The following is a 16,582-nucleotide window of genomic DNA, read 5'->3' on the forward strand; positions in this document are numbered from 1 at the left end:
GATTAAAGAAGGGAATGGAGAATATATAAACATAGCTTTATTTTTAAAAGGAGGAGTTTACATGTTGAACTACAACATTCGAGGCGAGAACATTGAGGTAACTCCAGCGATTCGCGAACACGTGGAGAAGAAGATTGGCAAGTTAGATCGTTACTTTAATGAAACTCCTGATGCAAATGTACATGTTAATTTAAAAGTGTATCCTGATAAAAATACGAAAACTGAAGTGACTATTCCAATGCCGCATTTAGTGTTACGTGCAGAGGAACGCAACACGGATATGTATGCGGCCATTGATCTGATAGTAGATAAATTGGAGCGTCAAATTCGCAAACATAAAACAAGAGTGAACCGTAAGATGCGTGAAAAGGGCAGCCCGAAGGAGTTTTTCGCGGCTCAGGAAGATCTGAATCACGTTTCTCCTAATGGCGCAGCTGCCGTTGAACTGGAGGAAGAGGACGATACGGAAGTAGTAAGAACAAAGCAGTTCAATCTTAAGCCGATGGACAGTGAAGAAGCAATTCTTCAGATGAACATGCTCGGGCACACATTCTTCATCTTCACAGACGCAGAGACAAACGCAACGAATATTGTGTACAAGCGTCGTGACGGGAAGTACGGCTTGATTGAAACAAACTAATTTGATAACCAGGAAATCCTGCGGTCACACCGACCGCAGGAGTTTTTTATTGTTAGGAGGATTTTACCATTTTTTGTCGAAGTTTGAAGGTAGACGAAAATGAGGGGGAGATCAAATGAGAGATCCACGATTAGAGAAGTTAGCAGAAGTGCTTTTAACCCATTCACTGAAGGTGAAAGAAGGGGAAAAGCTTATGATAACAGGGGAACATTCAACGCAGCCTCTTATAAAGGAGCTCCTTAAAAAATCATATGAAATGGGAGTCATTCCTTATTTTGAATTAAGCGACCTTGAACTCAATCGGATCATGGTCAGTCATGCCAAGCCGGAGCAGGTTATTATTCGAAATAAATGGAATATGCAGCAGTATGAAGATCTGGATGCGGTAATCCATATTGCCAGCGATGCCAATGACGCGGAGATGAGTGAAGTCCCACCTGAACAATGGCAGGAGCTTATGCCTCACATGAAAGAATCCAACGACTATCTAATCCAAAACAAAAAGTGGGTTCTTTTAAACTATCCAAACTTCTCACTCGCTCAAAAAGCGAAGATGAGCTATGAAACGTTTTTCGACTATTTAATGGAAGTCTGCACAGTCGACTACAAACAGATGGAAGAAGCCCAGAAACCTCTGAAAGAGCTGATGGATAAAACCGATAAAGTGCGCATCACCGGTGTAGGGACGGACCTTACATTCTCTATCAAAGACATTCCGTCTGTCATGTGTTTCGGGGAGCGGAACATTCCTGACGGAGAAGTGTATACGGCTCCTGTGAAGGATAGCGTAAACGGGACGATTACGTATAATACCCCGACTCTTTATCGCGGTTTTTCCTTTAACAATGTGTCTTTGACGTTTGAGAACGGTAAGATCGTGAATGCGACGGCTGATAAAACGAAGGAACTGAACGATATTTTGGACACTGATGAAGGAGCCCGTTTTATCGGGGAGTTTGCCCTTGGGGTGAATCCGAAAATCAATGAGCCGATGCAGGATATTCTATTCGATGAAAAAATCAACGGAAGCTTCCACTTCACACCGGGGCAGGCCTATGAAGAGGCAGACAACGGAAATCGTTCCAACGTGCACTGGGACATGGTGTGCATTCAGCGTCCGGAATACGGCGGCGGGGAAATTTACTTTGATGATGTTTTAATTCGTAAAGATGGGTTATTTGTAGTGGAAGAGCTAAAAGGATTGAATCCTGACGCTTTAATTTAAAGGAGGACTTCACCATGACATATTCAATTGTTGGCTATGACCCTGAGGAAAAGGAATGGGGGATTGCGGTACAGTCCAAGTTCCTTGGTGTTGGATCCGTTGTACCGTTTGCAAAAGTAGGCGTCGGGGCGGTGGCGACACAGTCCTACGCGAATACTTCGTACGGACCACATGCGCTTCAACTGATGGAGGAAGGCAAGACGGCGGAAGAGGCACTTGAAATTATCACAACGGATGACCCGGAGCGCCCATTGCGCCAGGTGGGATTGATCGATGCGTGGGGAAACCCCGCTACTTTTACCGGAGAAGGGTGCTATGACTGGGCCGGGGGACAAACAGGAAAGCACTTTGCCGCTCAAGGAAATATTTTAGTAGATGGACAAACCGTGAGGGCGATGGCGGAAACCTTTGAGTCTACGACCGGTTCGCTTGCAGAGAGATTGCTCGAGGCCCTGGATGCCGGTCAGGATGCGGGCGGTGACTCCCGGGGCATGCAGTCAGCTGCCCTTTTAGTGGTGAAGGAAAAGGGTGGATATGGCGGCTTCAATGATCGGTACATTGATCTGAGGGTCGATGACCACGCTTCACCCATCAAGGAATTAAAACGGATCTATCAGCTTCATCAGCTGTATTTCAAAGAATCGGATGCTGGGAGAGTGGTGCTCCTTGAAGGTGGCATTCACGAAGAAGTGGAGCGTGAGCTGAGTCGTCTCGGATATGCGAAAGAGGGCCAGTCCCTTTATCAGAATCTGAAAGACTATTTGCACACGGAAAACTTTGAAATGCGTGAGCAGGAAGAGAATTATATCGATCTGGATGTCTTGGATTATATGAAAAATCAACGAAAATAAATGGGAAAAGGACCGGTCGGTAATCGACTGGTTCTTTTTTCTTGTACTCAAACAGTTTAACGAACGCTTGAAATGTTATATAATGAACCTTTGTGTACGGGACTCAGAGAAGTTGGAGGTAAATACAAACATGAGTACAGTCGGAAGAAATGAACCATGTCCTTGTGGCAGTGGGAAAAAATATAAGAAATGCTGTGAAAATGCTGTAAATATAGATACCCTGGTGAGTCAGGAGCTGGATGTGCTTCAGGCGCAGCTTTATGATTTCATCGCTACGGCGCAGTCTGCCGAGATGGAAGAATCATACCATCATTATCTTTCAAAGATGGACTTGATGCAGGCAGATCCCGATATATATGAAATGGCCTTTGTCAGCTGGTACGGAGCGACTCAGCAGGATGCTGACGGAGTGCGTTTGATCGAACGATTTGTCGATAAGCAGCTGAGCACGGTGACCCGTCCCCAGACGGCTGAAGTGTTGGAGTCTTGGAAAAATGTACGAGTGACGGCTGGTACGGTTGAGAAGCTTGATGACAGTACATTGCGTGTCGAGGAAGCGATCACGGGGGATACCCTTATCGTGACAGAAAAATTCGGTAAGCTGGAGGAGAACAGTTTCTTCTTGGGGCTGCTGTTACCGAATGGAGAGAAGTATCTTCCGTTTGCCCAATATTTCATTTATCCAGCGATTGAAAAGGCTGCGATGGAATTGGTGAAGATCCGCTTTGAACAGGGTGAGTTTGAAACTCTCCATGATTACTTATCAGCACAGTACCTGGAAATCGCGGATGTTGGATTTGTCCTCTATAGTGCAGAGAAAAAGAAAGCTGGAAAAGCAGCCGCAATTGGTAAAGCGTCTGTTGAATCCGATACAGCGAATGATTCTGATGAGGATGCTTCAGACTCCATTGAAGGAGTCGAAATCTGGAAGACACCGGAATACAACGAAGCCATCACTTCACTTCAAACCTTCCTGTCTGAAAAAGGGGAAGACAAGAAAGAAAGTGAGCTGCTCGTAGCCGTGTTGGAAAAATACTTCTACACGGAACGCCCGACGATCCGCAATCCGAAAATCTACTCGGGGGCACTGGTCGACATGGCGAAAAACATCGACGAAATCAGCATCCGCCACGTTCAAAAAGAACTGGCCGAATACTTCGATGTCTCCGCCAACAGCATCTCAAGACGAAGCAAGCAAATCTGGGAAAGCTACCAGGACACCGTCAGCGAACTGCTGAAAGCAACGAACACCTGACCCAAACTAAATACACACCCTACGAAAGTCGTCTGATAAAGGCGGCTTTTTTTGAGGGACGGACCTCCCAAATCACGACCAATATGGAAAGAAAGCTTGATATGAAAGCATCCAACCTTCCAAAGGGCAGCAATACGGAGGTCCGTCCCTCAAAGCCTTAAGTTGTAACCGATAGGGGATAGTGGTAAGATTGATAGGGAAAATATCGTGTTTGTGTGGGAGGATAATTGGTTTTAGTAGCGAATTTTAAGTAGAGTGATGTGAAGTGATTCTCCTTGTTTTTTACAGGGATTTCACATAATTCTCATTGGAATCTCATTTTCTTTCGTTATACTTGTGACGTTTGGCTCTCATTCCAACACAGATAAAGGAGCGTTTATACATGCTTGGTCTATTAAATAAAGTGTTCGATGTAAATAAAAGAGAATTAAAGAGGCTGGAGAAACTGGCCGATCAAATAGAAGAATTAGGCCCCGATATGGAGCGTTTGACGGATGACGAAATCCGTGAAAGAACGGAGCGTTTCAAAGAACGCTATCAAAAGGGTGAAGACCTTGAGGACATGCTCGTAGAAGCCTTTGCTGTCGTACGGGAAGCAGCACGCCGCGTATTGGGTCTATACCCGTACCGCGTTCAGCTGATGGGTGGTATTTCCCTCCACGGCGGGAATATCTCCGAGATGAAAACCGGTGAAGGTAAAACCCTGACGGCTACAATGCCTGTTTACTTGAATGCCATCACTGGAAAAGGCGTTCACGTCATCACGGTCAATGATTATCTTGCCAGCCGTGATGCCGAGGAAATGGGTAAACTGTACAATTTCTTAGGACTGACTGTAGGACTCAACCTTAACTCCATGTCCAAAGATGAAAAACGCGAAGCTTATAACGCGGATATCACATATGGTACGAATAACGAGTTTGGATTTGACTATCTGCGTGACAACATGGTCCTCTATAAAGACCAAATGGTGCAGCGCAGCCTTCACTTTGCCGTTATCGATGAAGTTGACTCCATTCTTATCGATGAAGCACGTACACCACTGATCATTTCTGGTAACGCCCAGCGCACGCCTCAGCTTTATATCCAGGCGAATGCGGTCGTACGTACCCTGAAAAAAGAAGAAGATTACACATATGATGAGAAAACCAAGGGTGTTCAATTGACGGAAGACGGAATCAGCAAGGTAGAAAGAGCCTTCCATATTGATAATCTGTTCGATATTTCACACGTAACCCTTAATCATCACATCAACCAGGCGTTGAAAGCACACGTAAGTATGCACCGGGACGTTGATTACGTGGTGCAGGAAGGCGAAATCGTCATTGTTGACTCATTCACGGGTCGCCTGATGAAGGGGCGCCGTTACAGTGACGGCCTTCACCAATCGATTGAAGCAAAAGAAGGCCTTGAAATCCAGAACGAAAGCATGACGATGGCGACGATCACGTTCCAGAACTACTTCCGTATGTACGAAAAGCTGTCCGGTATGACGGGTACAGCGAAGACGGAAGAAGAAGAGTTCCGTAACATTTACAATATGAACGTTATTGTGATCCCTACGAATAGACCGATCGTCCGTGATGACCGCGCGGATTTAATCTTCGCTTCCATCGAAGGGAAGTTCAACGCGGTTGTGGAAGACATTAAAGAACGCCATGAAAAAGGACAGCCAGTACTTGTTGGTACGGTTGCCGTTGAAACGTCAGAGTTGATCTCTAAGCTTCTGACGAAAAAAGGCGTACGCCATAACGTCCTCAATGCGAAGAACCATGGCCGTGAAGCCGAAATCATTTTAGAAGCGGGTCAGCCTGGTGCCGTTACGATCGCGACAAACATGGCCGGTCGTGGTACGGATATCAAGCTTGGGGAAGGCGTCATCGATCTTGGCGGTCTTGCCGTCATCGGTACCGAGCGTCACGAATCACGCCGTATCGATAACCAGCTTCGTGGACGTTCCGGACGTCAAGGGGACCCTGGTGTGACTCAGTTCTACCTCTCAATGGAGGATGAATTGATGAGAAGGTTCGGCTCTGACAACATGAAGAGCATGATGGAACGTCTTGGAATGGACGATTCCCAGCCGATCCAGAGTAAAATGGTCAGCCGTGCTGTAGAATCAGCTCAAAAACGAGTGGAAGGAAACAACTTCGACGCCCGTAAACAGCTTCTTCAATATGATGACGTCCTGCGTCAACAGCGTGAAATCATTTACAAGCAGCGTAATGAAGTCATCGATTCCGAAAATCTTCGTGACATCGTTGAAGGCATGATCAAATCAGCCATCGAACGTCAGGTAGCGGCCCATACTTCAGAAGAAGAGATGGAGAACTGGAATCTACAAGGTATCGTAGATTACGTCAATGCCAACCTTCTACCTGAAAATGACGTGACGGTCGATGATCTTCGCGGAAAAGAAGCAGATGAAATGATGGCTCTCATCTACGAAGATGTACAGCATCGTTATAATGAAAAAGAAGAGCAGCTGACACCTGAACAGATGCGCGAGTTTGAAAAAGTCATCCTGCTTCGCGCCGTTGATACTAAATGGATCGATCATATCGATGCCATGGATCAACTGCGTCAGGGTATCCACCTACGTGCATACGGACAAAATGATCCACTGCGCGAATACCAGCATGAAGGATTCGCCATGTTCGAAAGCATGGTACTCGCCATCGAAGAAGACGTGGCCAAATACGTCATGAAAGCGGAAATCCGCAACAACCTGGAACGCCAGGAAGTGGCCAAAGGCCAAGCGGTAAACCCGAAAGAAGACGGAGCAAAAGCCAAAAAACAACCAGTCCGTAAACAAGCAGACGTCGGCCGAAACGACCCATGCCCATGCGGAAGCGGCAAAAAATACAAACACTGCCATGGCATAACCGGATAACGAAAAGAAATGAGATGATACCTGGGATTTATTTTGCTAAAATAAATCCCAGGTACTTTTCCGTTTTTTATAGGTTAGATGGAATAGAAGGCATTAATTGTGAATTGTAGAATGGCAAGTGTTAAAACACTATTGATTGAAGCGGAAGGTGCTCGACTCCTGCGGGAAACGCGTGGAAGTTGAGACCCCACAGGGCTTTANNCACGCCCCGCGGAAAGCGAGCACCTGCAGCGGAAATCACACCACTGGCTAAGATAAACTCCAAAATGACATTTACAAACATCAACAACCCAAATAACTATAGAGGTGACCACACATGGAACTATCAGAAATCAGAGCAGAGTTAGAAAAATCAGCTAAGACATTAGCGGACTTCAGGGGGTCTCTTTGACTTAGAAAACAAAGAGGCAAGGATCCAGGAACTGGACGAAATCATGGTCCAACCCGACTTCTGGGATGACCAGCAAAAAGCACAGGGACTCATCAACGAAGGAAACGGACTGAAGGATTTGGTCAATGAATACAAATCATTGCTTGAATCCCAGGAGAATCTCGAGTTGACCCTTGAGCTTGTCAAAGAAGAACCGGACGAAGAACTTCAAAAAGACCTTGAAGAAGAGCTTGCTGACCTGGTCAAACGTCTAAATGACTACGAGCTTCAGCTTCTTCTCAGTGAAGAACATGATAAAAACAACGCTATCCTTGAACTGCATCCAGGTGCAGGCGGAACTGAGTCACAGGACTGGGGTTCCATGCTTCTACGCATGTACACGCGTTGGGGTGAGAAACGTGGATTCAAGGTGGAAACACTGGATTACCTTCCGGGGGATGAAGCGGGAATCAAGAGTGTAACGTTAGCGATCAAGGGTCACAACGCATACGGCTATTTGAAAGCTGAAAAAGGCGTACACCGTCTTGTCCGTATTTCACCGTTTGATTCCTCGGGCCGTCGTCACACATCCTTCGTATCGTGTGAAGTCATGCCGGAATTCAATGAAGAAATCGAAATCGACATCCGTACAGAAGATCTGAAAATTGATACGTACCGTGCCAGTGGAGCCGGTGGTCAGCATATCAATACGACCGACTCAGCCGTCCGTATCACTCATTTACCAACCAATGTAGTGGTGACGTGTCAATCAGAACGTTCCCAGATCAAGAACCGTGAGTCGGCGATGAAAATGCTGAAAGCGAAGCTCTACCAAAAACGGATCGAAGAGCAGGAGCAGGAACTTGCTGAAATCCGGGGAGAGCAAAAGGAAATCGGATGGGGAAGCCAGATCCGTTCCTACGTCTTCCACCCATACTCCATGGTCAAGGACCACAGAACCAATACAGAATCAGGCAACGTGCAAGGTGTCATGGACGGCGACATCGACCCGTTCATCAACGCTTACCTGAGATCCAGAATACAATAAAATGCCAGACTGCCCTCCCGAATACCGGAGAGGGCAGTTTTTACTTTATCCGTTTGAGGGACAGACCTCTAAAAGGCATAGTTAGCCCATTATCAAACCTCAAAAAAAGGTCCGTCCCTCACATTAACCCCCATCAGACCTCAGTCCATTAATGCTTTAACACGTTATTGAACTGTTATTTACACGTTTATGTGCCCATGCTATACTCTCAAAGGTTGATACAGAGGGGCTGGAAGAAGTCAAACATCCCATTTATATCACCATTTTCACTTCAATAGTTATGAATGATGGATGTGCAGGTCCAACATTGATTGTATATTTCTTCACAAGGGCGGTGATTCGGTTCAGAGGTCCGTCCCTCGGAAGAGTTGCATCAAAGGAAGGGTTTGTACTCATACTATTAATACATAGGTTAAAGGAGTCGGAATGGATGGGTTTGAAGGAAAGGCGCCGTGAGCAGGCATTTAATCCACGGAAAGAGAAGTTGTTAGAGTATTTATTTGTTGTGTTTGGGTCAACGATTGTGGCCATTGCGTTTAATGTGTTCTTACTTCCGAATGAAGTCGCGTCGGGAGGGGTGAGCGGGATATCGACCATCCTGAATGGACTGTTTGACTGGAAGCCTGCCTATGTCCAATGGGCTTTCAACATTCCTCTGTTCGTTGCCGGGCTCATTTTTCTGGGGCTGCAATTCGGTGTCAAAACGGCCATCGGTACGGTATTTTTACCACTGGTCGTGTTCTTGACTGAAGACTGGAAACCATGGACGGAAGATCCGTTGCTCGGTGCCCTTTTTGGTGGTATTGGTGTAGGACTTGGTTTAGGGATCGTGTTCCGGGGAAGAGCTTCAACGGGAGGGACGGACCTTGCCGCACAGATTGTCAATAAGTTCACGGGTCTTTCGCTTGGGACCTGCGTGGCCATCATAGACGGGATGATCGTCCTTTCTGCCGCCATCGTCTATGACATCGAACGCGGATTATACGCTCTTATTGGCCTTTATGTGACAAGTAAAACCATTGATCTGGTTCAAGTAGGTATCAGCCGTTCCAAGATGGCTCTTATTATTACAAACAGACAGGAAGAAGTCCGTGAAGGAATCCTGAATAAAATCGATCGCGGAGTGACAAAACTATCTGCATACGGCGGATATACGGATGATGAACGCCCGATCCTCATGTGTGTCGTGGATCAAACCGAATTCACAAAACTGAAACAACTGGTCAAAACCATTGATCCCTCTGCATTCGTCGTGACAATGGACGCGTCAGAAGTATTGGGGGAAGGTTTCAAACGGGTTTAAACTTGGTATAATTATGTAAGAGAGGGACGGACCTCACATCCGCGACTCTGAAAAATGTTTCCTGGGGGGATATAAGATGAAGAAAAAGCTACTAGGTGTTCTTTTTGGCGCTTCATTGGTACTTGCAGCCTGTGGTGGAGACGGCGGCGACAGTACAGAAACAAGCTCCGGCGGAGTAGACCCTGAAAAAATCGTAAACAATAAGTGCACCAGCTGCCATGGGGGGAACCTTGAAGGCGGAATGGGCCCTGCCCTTAAAAATATCGGTGCTGAACTAAGCAAAGATCAAATCCTTGAAACTATCAAGAATGGTAAAGGTCAAATGCCTCCTGGACTCATTAAAGGTGAGGAAGCAGAAGCAGTGGCAGAATGGTTATCGAATAAGAAATAAGATGAGGAGAAGAGTCCGTAAGTGGATTCTTCTTTTATTTTGTCTCATTTCCCATTGACCTCAGTTTTTCCGGAAAGAACCTTCCACCCATCGTTTATCCACAGTTTTTTTCTACTCCTTCTTTAAGTCTTTGTTACAGAAACTTTTCCAATGGAACCCCTTACTCATTCGTCGTTAAAACGTTCTCAATTATAACCTAGTAACCTAATCAGAATAGCACCAACTTAGCATTTGTTATGATGGCTCCCTGAAGCTTAAGAACGTAGTATTAGTACCAGGTATTAGGTATAAAGTTCTATAATTATTTCTTTTAATAGGCACAATCGACAGTAAATCAGGTAAAAAATTCACATTTTATTAGGTTCTGAAATGAAAATGTAATAATTTTTTTCCTTAACTTACGATAAAGTGATGTTATAATAATTTTCGGAAGCGTAATTCGAGTTTTTTCACCAATTTTTGTCTAACGGTGGTAAAGACGACTTTGGTTACGTGCCGTGTACATATGTCGATAACAGCCAAGAGGGTAACTACATAATACAAATTAGGTGATTTTAAAATGATAGAAATGAAAGACGTCTATAAGCAGTACAGCAACGGTGTCATGGCTGCTAATGGCTTTAACGTCCACATTAAGCAAGGCGAGTTTGTGTATGTTGTGGGTCCAAGTGGCGCCGGGAAGTCTACTTTTATTAAAATGATGTACCGCGAAGAACGTCCTTCTAAAGGAGATATCATTGTAAATGGTATTAATCTCGCAAAATTAAAAAATAGTAGGGTTCCATACTTACGAAGAAACGTTGGGGTTGTATTTCAGGATTTCAAGCTGTTACCATCGCTGACGATCTATGAAAATATTGCCTTTGCACTTGAAGTAATAGAAGAACACCCAAAGCAAATCAAGAAGAGAGTCATGGAAGTACTGGATCTGGTCGGGTTAAAGCATAAAGCACGTATGCTACCGAATGAGCTGTCAGGCGGAGAGCAGCAGCGTGTATCGATTGCACGATCCATCGTGAATACGCCGAAGCTGGTAATTGCAGATGAGCCTACAGGAAACCTTGACCCTGAAACATCTTGGGATATCATGAACATCTTTGAAGAAATCAGCAACCGCGGTACAACCGTGATAATGGCTACACATAACCGGGAAATCGTCAATACGATCAAGCACCGGGTAATCGCCATTGAGAATGGCCGGATTGTCCGGGACGAACAGCGAGGTGATTACGGCTATGAAAGCTAGGACGTATGGTCGCCACTTTAGGGAAAGCTTCAAAAGCATCGGACGTAACGGCTGGATGACATTCGCATCAGTGAGTGCCGTTACCGTAACATTACTCCTTGTTGGTGTATTTATCGTATTGATGCTAAACATGAACAAGGTAGCAACCGATATTGAGAAAGACGTTGAAGTGAGAGTATTACTGGAAATCGGAACTGAACAATCTCAAATCGATAAAATAGATAAAAAGATTAAGAATATCAGTGGAGTCGAATCCGTCGAGTATTCTTCCAAGGAAGAAGAACTTCAGAACCTCGTGAAGGATCTGGGAGACGATTTCAGATTATTTGAACAAGATAACCCATTATATGACGTGTTCATCGTTAAAGCGAAGGATCCACGTGATACTGGGAAAATCGCTGGTCAAATCAGTAAGTACGATGGGGTAAATGAAGCCCTGTATGGTGAAGCGAAGATTGAAAAGTTATTCAATGTACTGGAAATGAGTCGAAACGTTGGCCTTGTGTTGATCATCGGTCTGTTGTTCACTGCCATGTTCCTCATCTCAAATACGATCAAAATCACCATTGTCGCAAGAAGAAGGGAAATCGAGATAATGAAACTCGTGGGTGCAACCAACTGGTTCGTACGCTGGCCATTCATGTTAGAAGGACTATGGCTCGGAATTTTAGGTTCTATTATCCCGATCGCTCTTGTAACGACAGGTTACTACTATGCCTATGGATTCATTAAACCAAAACTACAAAACCATTTTATTCAGATATTAGATTTTACCCCCTTTATCTATCAAGTAAACGGATTAATTCTATTAATGGGTTGCCTGATCGGGGCTTGGGGAAGTTTTATGTCTGTTCGTAAATTCTTAAGAGTATAAAATTTGATAGGTTGATAGAAGCTGAAAGGAGCATGCCGCTTGAACAGGAAGTATTTCATATCATTATCAATTGCAGCAGCATTAACAATCGGAAGTCTACCAACGTTAGCAACCACTGCTAGCGCTAACTCCTCCGTGGAGGACTTAAAGAAACAGCAGGATGATGTTTCATCTAAAAAGGAACAAATCAACGGGAAAATTGATGAGAAAAAATCAGAAATCGATCAAAACATCAATAAACAAAAAGACATTCAATCACAGATTGCTGAAATCAGCACGAAATTAAAAGATACTGAAACTAAGATTGCAGAAAAAACAAAAGAAATTGATGAAACGACAGCAAAAATCAATAAACTTAAAGAAGATATCGAAGAGTTAAAGAAAAAGATTGAAGAGCGTAACGTATTGCTGAAAGAGCGTGCGCGTGCAATCCAAGAAAAAGGCGGCTCTGCCAATTACCTTGACGTACTTCTTGGAGCGGATAGCTTCGGAGACTTCATCAACCGTGTAACAGCAGTGAATACAATTGTGAGTGCCGATAAAAAAATCATGGACGAACAGAAACGCGATCAGGCTGAGTTAGAGAAGAAACAAGCTGAAGTAGAAAAAGAGCTTGCTGACCTGGAAGCTTCTAAAGCGAATCTTGAATCCCTGAAAAATGATCTTGCTGGCCAAAAAGCTAAAAAAGCAGAATTATTCAAACAGCTGGAAGCTCAACAGGCTACGTTAAAAGTAGAAAAAGCCGATCTTGAGAAAGAATCGGACGAGCTTTCTAAAATGGAGCACCAGCTTGAAGGTGAAATCCAGGCTGAACAAGCCCGTTTAGCAGAACTAGCGCGTCAGCGTGAAATCGAACGTAAGCGTCAGGCAGAAGCTGAGGCGGCAAAGCGTGCAGCGGCACAAAAGCAGGCAACGACAAGCAGCAGCAGCGGTTCTTCTTCAGCTCCTGCAGAATCAGCACCAGCACCTAGTGCGCCAGTGAGTGGGGGTACTTGGACGGCTCCAGCTTACGGTACAATCACCACTAACTTCGGCTGGGATACCTTAAACGGTAAACAACGCTTTCACTACGGTACAGATATTGCGGCTCGCGGAAGTGTTCCGATCTCTGCAGCAGCAGATGGATATGTTATCAAGAGCCATTACAGCTCAAGCTACGGTAATGTAGTATACATTACACACTCTATCAACGGTCAAACGTTCACGACTGTATATGCTCATATGTCATCTTCATTGGTTAGCACTGGACAAGCAGTGAACAAAGGTGACAAAATCGGTTACATGGGTAACACAGGTTACTCCTTCGGTCAGCATTTACACTTCGAACTATACAGAGGTTCTTGGAGTGCATCACATGCAAATGCTGTAGATCCACGTCAATATATCAACTTTTAATTAACGGGACCCCGCTTCAATGGAAGCGGGGTTTTTTATATCGATCTTAGAAGATGAACAAGCAAAAGATAAGCCCAACATTACAGAATGGTGTTTTCATCACTACAATTTTTTAGTATAATGAAATCTGTACTCAGCAATTTTTCGAAAAAGGCAAACTAATTGAAAAATTAGGACGCAAAACCACGGGTCTGCCATTTTATTAAATAATGATCGCCGGGTTACCGAAAATAATGGAAGCAATGATTACTAATTCGAACGTTATCCTAGTATGATTTAGCCTGCCTTTTTGGTAGGTTATTTTTATCTCATCACGCTCGGGTTAGTAAGATTTGAATCTGTAAGAAGGATGATGATGTTGGAGTTAGCAGATATTAAAAGGCAATTAAGAAGTTTCTGCAGAAGGAATCGGACCGCATTGAAGTATACCCATATAGGTCAGTATACTGCAGAAGAAGTCAGTGATATGTTGATTGACTGTGTAGGTGCTGAAGAGGTCAAAAAGATTCTCCATGACATCGACATCATCAATCAGCGCGGCGGGAATACCGTCAAATATTTCATGCTGATCTTGGAAGGTTTAAAAGCAGCTTAAACTTCATTTTTTCAAAGATTTACATATCGCACTCATAATACTTTACGAAAGGTTCCTTCAGGCTAGAAGGAGCCTTTTTTTGAAGTGAAATCAGGATACACTATGAGTAAATAACTTGATTGAAAGGCAAAATTTCAAGATAATAATACATATTAGGGTATGCAAACTGAACGGAGGAAACCGAATGACTGGACATTTATTCGAACATCACAAAGCTTCAAAGCTGCTTGATCCAAAACGCCAAGAGCTTGTACCTGTGGAGAAAGTATTAGAGCTCCTTCAATTGAAGGTGGAAGATATCGTTGCAGACCTGGGCTGCGGGAATGGCTATTTGACCCTTCCCATCGCCAAACAGGTGCATACAAAGGTCCAGGCAGTGGACCTGCAGCAGGAAATGCTTGAGTACCTGAAACACCGTGCAGCAGAGGAAAAGATAGATAATATTGTTTATGTTAAATCGTCTCTTGAATATCTTAGCTTCAACCAAGGCACATTGGATAAGGTGGTATCTGCCTTCGTCCTGCATGAAGTACCGGATTTGATCAAGGTCTTTCAGGACCTCCATGATATGCTGAAGGAGGATGGACTCTGGTTGATTCTTGACTGGGAAAGGATGGAATCAGAAATGGGGCCACCCTTAGCTGAGAGGCTTCCTTCTGTGGAACTCGAACAAAAGCTCCATTCTGCAGGATTCGAGACGGAGACGGGGTATCTTCATCCATCCGTCTATTATATTGTCGTGAGGAAAAACGCTTGTCTATGAAGGGAGTCGTGCTGAATGGCTGAAAGATGGTACACCATAGGCTCATTCACGTTCCCGGCTTCCTGGGTAGCCATCATCGCTTCTTTCATCCTGACGTATGTGTTTCTCTACTTCTGGAGCAGAAAGACAAGCGACTGGTATTCGGACGGTGTATTTTATTTTCTCCTTATCTGGAAACTGAGTGTCCTTGTCGTCGATTTCCAAATGGTCATCAAACACCCCATTACGATTCTTTATTTTCATGGAGGCATGGTAGGCTATTGGTTGGGTATCATGACAGTCCTTTTTTACATCTTTTTTAAAAAGACGGCAGGCACATCTTATTTGGTGTTTGCCTGGATAAGCACTGTTGCTTTTTATGAATTGGTAGCTCATTTACTTGGTGCTGATTTTTTAGTTGCAGTTACTCAATTCGTCATCAACGGTGGAGTGACCCTTTTCCTTTTGAAAAAAATAAAAGGGTCTGATCGTGATACCTGGGCAGTGCAATTAGTGGTTGTCTTCACTCTCCTTCAACTGTTTTTCCATTCCATGTATGGAGATGCTGTGTTTACCACAGTCACCTGGACGTACCTGCTGGTGATGATCTATCTTATCTTTTTTTACGTAAGGAGGAAACACAATGAATAAACGAAATTTTGCCCTGGCCATCGTTGCCCTCCTGATTGGAATCTTCCTGGTGAACTTGTTTCAGGATCAACAGGAAAAGAAGGCTAAGGAAGAAGCTGACCAGTTGGCGAGTGAGTCCATGGACCTTTCTGATGCGAAACAAGGCCTCACCAAAGGGGATCGCGCCCCTGATTTTACATTAATCACTTTAGATGGTGAAAACGTCAAACTTTCTGATTATCAAGGCAAGAAAGTGATCCTGAATTTCTGGGCGACCTGGTGTCCGCCGTGTAAAGCGGAAATGCCACATATGCAGAATTACTACGAAACAAATGCGAAAAAAGAGAATGTCGAAATCCTCGCCGTCAACCTAACCTCCCAGGATGATGGAAAGAAGGCAGTCGAACAATTCGTCGACGGCTATGAACTCACTTTCCCGATTCCCATGGATGAAAAGGGCGACATCGGCGACCAGTACCGTGTATTCACGATCCCGACCTCCTACATGATCGACACAAACGGCCTCATTCAACACAAAATCGTCGGCCCCATGAACGAAGAAATGATGGGTAAGATGGTCGAACAGATGGAATAATGAGAGGGACGGACCTTCAAAAGGACGTTTCATTACATACGCTATGAGGTATAGGTAAGCATGTCAATAAAGGAGGAGATAGAATCATGTTTCATTACACAAAAGAAGTTTCAATGAATGTAAAAGAAGCGGTAGCTGCAGTAGAGACCGCCTTGAAAGAGGAAAGCTTTGGTGTCCTGTGGAATCTTGATCTTGCCGCAAAGCTCCACGATAAAGGACTCGATTTCAACGAAGAAGTAGTCGTACTGGAAGTGTGTAACCCCCACGAAGCGAAAAAGGTACTGGAAGAAAGCATGCTCGTAAGCTATTTCCTGCCTTGTAAAGTAACGGTTTACACAGAAGGCGGAACCACAAAGATCGGTATGGCGAAACCAAGCAAGCTGATCGAGATGGTGGACAATGATGAATTGAAACGTTTGGCACTGGATATTGAAAATCGCTTGATCGGCTGTTTAGAAAACGTCTGATCGAACGGAACCTGTTGCACCCAAGCGGCGGGTTCTTTTTTTATGGCATCCGACACCTCACA

The 16,582-nt window shown here is 44.5% G+C and carries 16 protein-coding genes and 1 riboswitch; all 16 genes read left to right on the forward strand.

Annotated features, from left to right (window positions below):
* The first annotated feature begins 61 nt into the window (after positions 1-61).
* The 16 genes from hpf (at position 62) to CN378_RS11130 (ending at position 16,520) form a co-directional block, all read left to right on the forward strand.
* Entirely contained in the window at positions 62-640 is a 579-nt protein-coding gene (gene hpf / locus CN378_RS11055) for a ribosome hibernation-promoting factor, HPF/YfiA family (RefSeq protein WP_098351949.1), read from the forward strand.
* Between the two features lie 115 nt (positions 641-755).
* Positions 756-1,865 (forward strand): aminopeptidase, encoded by a 1,110-nt coding sequence (locus tag CN378_RS11060; RefSeq protein ID WP_098351950.1) that lies wholly within the window; start codon positions 756-758, stop codon positions 1,863-1,865.
* Between the two features lie 14 nt (positions 1,866-1,879).
* Positions 1,880-2,716 carry a DUF1028 domain-containing protein gene (locus tag CN378_RS11065; protein WP_098351951.1) on the forward strand — a complete coding sequence of 279 codons (837 nt, stop codon included), beginning with the start codon at positions 1,880-1,882 and terminating at the stop codon, positions 2,714-2,716.
* 130 nt (positions 2,717-2,846) lie between these two features.
* Positions 2,847-3,971, forward strand: coding sequence for a YecA family protein (locus CN378_RS11070; RefSeq protein WP_179884878.1), 1,125 nt, complete (start codon positions 2,847-2,849; stop codon positions 3,969-3,971).
* A 382-nt stretch (positions 3,972-4,353) separates the two neighbouring features.
* Positions 4,354-6,864 (forward strand): preprotein translocase subunit SecA, encoded by a 2,511-nt coding sequence (secA, locus tag CN378_RS11075; protein ID WP_098351953.1) that lies wholly within the window; start codon positions 4,354-4,356, stop codon positions 6,862-6,864.
* Positions 6,865-7,180: 316 nt separating this feature from the next.
* A protein-coding gene (gene prfB, locus CN378_RS11080; protein ID WP_098351954.1) for a peptide chain release factor 2 occupies positions 7,181-8,282 on the forward strand; the annotation gives its coding sequence in 2 pieces (ribosomal slippage) (positions 7,181-7,252 and positions 7,254-8,282; 1,101 coding nt in all).
* 430 nt (positions 8,283-8,712) lie between these two features.
* Positions 8,713-9,585: a YitT family protein gene (locus CN378_RS11085; RefSeq protein ID WP_098351955.1), complete on the forward strand. Its 873-nt coding sequence runs from the start codon at positions 8,713-8,715 to the stop codon at positions 9,583-9,585.
* Between the two features lie 76 nt (positions 9,586-9,661).
* Positions 9,662-9,976 carry a cytochrome c551 gene (cccB, locus tag CN378_RS11090; protein ID WP_098351956.1) on the forward strand — a complete coding sequence of 105 codons (315 nt, stop codon included), beginning with the start codon at positions 9,662-9,664 and terminating at the stop codon, positions 9,974-9,976.
* A 559-nt stretch (positions 9,977-10,535) separates the two neighbouring features.
* Positions 10,536-11,222, forward strand: coding sequence for a cell division ATP-binding protein FtsE (gene ftsE, locus CN378_RS11095; protein ID WP_098351957.1), 687 nt, complete (start codon positions 10,536-10,538; stop codon positions 11,220-11,222).
* A complete protein-coding gene (gene ftsX, locus CN378_RS11100; RefSeq protein ID WP_098351958.1) occupies positions 11,212-12,096 on the forward strand; it encodes a permease-like cell division protein FtsX in 885 nt (294 codons plus the stop codon). Before ftsE ends, ftsX begins: the two co-directional genes overlap by 11 nt.
* Before the next feature lie 39 nt (positions 12,097-12,135).
* Entirely contained in the window at positions 12,136-13,491 is a 1,356-nt protein-coding gene (locus tag CN378_RS11105) for a murein hydrolase activator EnvC family protein (RefSeq protein ID WP_098351959.1), read from the forward strand.
* 142 nt (positions 13,492-13,633) lie between these two features.
* Positions 13,634-13,720, forward strand: a riboswitch (cyclic di-GMP riboswitch).
* A gap of 126 nt (positions 13,721-13,846) precedes the next feature.
* A complete protein-coding gene (locus CN378_RS11110) occupies positions 13,847-14,086 on the forward strand; it encodes a hypothetical protein (protein ID WP_098351960.1) in 240 nt (79 codons plus the stop codon).
* Between the two features lie 184 nt (positions 14,087-14,270).
* Positions 14,271-14,849 carry a class I SAM-dependent methyltransferase gene (locus tag CN378_RS11115; RefSeq protein WP_098351961.1) on the forward strand — a complete coding sequence of 193 codons (579 nt, stop codon included), beginning with the start codon at positions 14,271-14,273 and terminating at the stop codon, positions 14,847-14,849.
* Between the two features lie 15 nt (positions 14,850-14,864).
* Positions 14,865-15,479, forward strand: a complete 615-nt coding sequence (locus tag CN378_RS11120) for a hypothetical protein (RefSeq protein WP_098351962.1) — start codon at positions 14,865-14,867, stop codon at positions 15,477-15,479.
* Entirely contained in the window at positions 15,472-16,053 is a 582-nt protein-coding gene (locus CN378_RS11125; RefSeq protein WP_098351963.1) for a redoxin domain-containing protein, read from the forward strand. Before CN378_RS11120 ends, CN378_RS11125 begins: the two co-directional genes overlap by 8 nt.
* A gap of 86 nt (positions 16,054-16,139) precedes the next feature.
* The gene (locus CN378_RS11130) at positions 16,140-16,520 is read left to right on the forward strand and encodes a DUF302 domain-containing protein (protein ID WP_098351964.1); all 381 of its coding nucleotides are present in this window, start codon (positions 16,140-16,142) and stop codon (positions 16,518-16,520) included.
* Positions 16,521-16,582: the final 62 nt, after the last annotated feature.

It is taken from the genome of Bacillus sp. AFS015802 (genome assembly GCF_002561455.1).
Taxonomy (GTDB): Bacteria; Bacillota; Bacilli; order Bacillales; family Bacillaceae_B; genus Rossellomorea.

Bases quoted from the DNA above. Each gene is read 5' to 3' on its own strand.
- hpf (WP_098351949.1), top strand. From the start codon at position 62: ATGTTGAACTACAACATTCGAGGCGAGAACATTGAGGTAACTCCAGCG.
- CN378_RS11115 (WP_098351961.1), top strand. From the start codon at position 14,271: ATGACTGGACATTTATTCGAACATCACAAAGCTTCAAAGCTGCTTGAT.
- CN378_RS11070 (WP_179884878.1), top strand. From the start codon at position 2,847: ATGAGTACAGTCGGAAGAAATGAACCATGTCCTTGTGGCAGTGGGAAA.
- CN378_RS11060 (WP_098351950.1), top strand. From the start codon at position 756: ATGAGAGATCCACGATTAGAGAAGTTAGCAGAAGTGCTTTTAACCCAT.
- CN378_RS11130 (WP_098351964.1), top strand. From the start codon at position 16,140: ATGTTTCATTACACAAAAGAAGTTTCAATGAATGTAAAAGAAGCGGTA.
- CN378_RS11125 (WP_098351963.1), top strand. From the start codon at position 15,472: ATGAATAAACGAAATTTTGCCCTGGCCATCGTTGCCCTCCTGATTGGA.
- ftsX (WP_098351958.1), top strand. From the start codon at position 11,212: ATGAAAGCTAGGACGTATGGTCGCCACTTTAGGGAAAGCTTCAAAAGC.
- ftsE (WP_098351957.1), top strand. From the start codon at position 10,536: ATGATAGAAATGAAAGACGTCTATAAGCAGTACAGCAACGGTGTCATG.
- CN378_RS11085 (WP_098351955.1), top strand. From the start codon at position 8,713: ATGGGTTTGAAGGAAAGGCGCCGTGAGCAGGCATTTAATCCACGGAAA.
- cccB (WP_098351956.1), top strand. From the start codon at position 9,662: ATGAAGAAAAAGCTACTAGGTGTTCTTTTTGGCGCTTCATTGGTACTT.
- secA (WP_098351953.1), top strand. From the start codon at position 4,354: ATGCTTGGTCTATTAAATAAAGTGTTCGATGTAAATAAAAGAGAATTA.
- CN378_RS11065 (WP_098351951.1), top strand. From the start codon at position 1,880: ATGACATATTCAATTGTTGGCTATGACCCTGAGGAAAAGGAATGGGGG.
- CN378_RS11120 (WP_098351962.1), top strand. From the start codon at position 14,865: ATGGCTGAAAGATGGTACACCATAGGCTCATTCACGTTCCCGGCTTCC.
- CN378_RS11110 (WP_098351960.1), top strand. From the start codon at position 13,847: ATGTTGGAGTTAGCAGATATTAAAAGGCAATTAAGAAGTTTCTGCAGA.